At 63.0% G+C, this 1,540-nt stretch carries 2 protein-coding genes; one reads left to right on the forward strand and one right to left on the reverse strand.

The annotated features are described in order from the left end of the window. Window positions 1–433 (forward strand): tyrosine-type recombinase/integrase (locus tag TR48_RS38185; RefSeq protein WP_236652525.1); only part of this gene is annotated, 433 nt, incomplete at its 5' end. A gap of 169 nt (window positions 434–602) precedes the next feature. Here the strand turns inward: TR48_RS38185 and TR48_RS42815 are convergent. Then, window positions 603–1,349 carry a hypothetical protein gene (locus tag TR48_RS42815; protein ID WP_152628425.1) on the reverse strand — a complete coding sequence of 249 codons (747 nt, stop codon included), beginning with the start codon at window positions 1,347–1,349 and terminating at the stop codon, window positions 603–605. Window positions 1,350–1,540 lie beyond the last annotated feature (191 nt).

A 1,540-nucleotide genomic window follows, 5' to 3' on the forward strand; every position in this document is an offset into this window, starting at 1 on the left:
GCCGCCGTTCCTGGGCCAGGAGCTCGATGAGCACATGGCCGAGTGGGGTGCGCTGCCCGTCGACGGTAAGGAGGTGCTGTTCGCGCCCCGCGAGCGCGGCAAGCGGACCATGCCGACGGCGTCGACCTACGACTACCACTTCAGGAAGGCGCTCATCGCTGCGGGAATCGTGAAGCCTGACGGGATGCCGAAGTACACGCCGTACTGCCTTCGTCACTTCTTCGCCTCCACCGCGCTTGCCGACGGCATCCCGATCCACGAGGTGTCCCGATGGCTGGGGCACAAGTCCATCAAGACGACCGTCGACATCTATGGCCACCTCGTTCCCGCGGCCTGGGACCGGTGCAGAGAGATCATCCAGAAGGCGATGCGCCCTGGTGCGCCCGACTCCTCGGCAGCAGCCCCGGGAGAGGGGCCAGGCCGCCCGCTCTGACGAAGGGTTCCGGCCCGGCAGCGGAAGCCCTACGGTGAGTGCGCAGGGCAGCCCGCGTAGGGCCTCAACCCCATTCTGCGCTCGATGGCTGGAGACCTCCCGCTTCCGTCGCGCAGGAGTGCCAGCCTGCAGCGAAGCTGTTCCCGGGCGCGGGCGACAATATGGCGACTCACTCTTGGCGCGGATGATGGCGGGTTGGATATCTCCGATGAAATTGGCCAAGCAGATATCCCAGGATGCAGCAAACCACACTCCAGAGGACGATTAGCGCGGAATATGCAAACAGCTTTGGCGTAACCGAATTCCCGCTAAACATATTCACATCGAGCAGCAGAGAAGTGCCAGGAAGTCCGGCCATCCAAATCGCGGCGATCGCCCAACCTAGATGTCCGCAGGCAATCAAAGGCGGCCTTACTCTGACATTCGGCAAGGGTGCACTCTTGCATTCGAGCATGGTCGGAGCGTTCCTAGTGACAAGATAGTATTCTGCGCTTAGTCCGCGCCAGATGATGTCGGGGCCGATCCGAAGGGTCATCCCCTCGACTGTTGCCTGCGGTGCTCCGCGTGGACCGCCTGGCTTGATGGCGACGGTTTGGGCTTTTGTCGTGATAGGGACGCCCAGATTCAGTACCAGCGGACAGCCGGAGTCAAACTCATCGCGCCGGGTGTCCATTCGGCCTCGAGCTTTAAGGCGCACAACGACCCAGTAGCCTTCGGTTGGCTCCGTCGCCGGGTCCGCAAGCTTCCCCAGGCTGTAAATGAGTGTGCGTCTTGGGCGCGAGGCCCCAAACGGCGCCCATGTGGCGAAGAGGCCCATGATGACGACGGCGATAACCCCTAGCAGGGACCAGAAAGCAGGATTGTCATACAACGGAGCTGCTGCGATCTGCATAGTCTGAATCAAATCACTGTCCACGTTCTCCCAGTGCTAGCCAAGGCCGTCGCCGGTATGAACTGAGCGCGCGACTCGTGAGCCGTGTGTCGCCTGGACTGCTCTAGCCTGAGCCACTGCCAAGTCCCCGTGTTTCGGATGGAAGTCATCGCCGAGGGCGCGCAGAAGCCGAGCCAGGGCGAGCACGTCGGCGGCCCCGCCGCCAGCGCCTAGCC

Origin of the sequence: Streptacidiphilus neutrinimicus (genome assembly GCF_000787815.1) — a bacterium.
GTDB lineage: Bacteria > Actinomycetota > Actinomycetes > Streptomycetales > Streptomycetaceae > Streptacidiphilus > Streptacidiphilus neutrinimicus.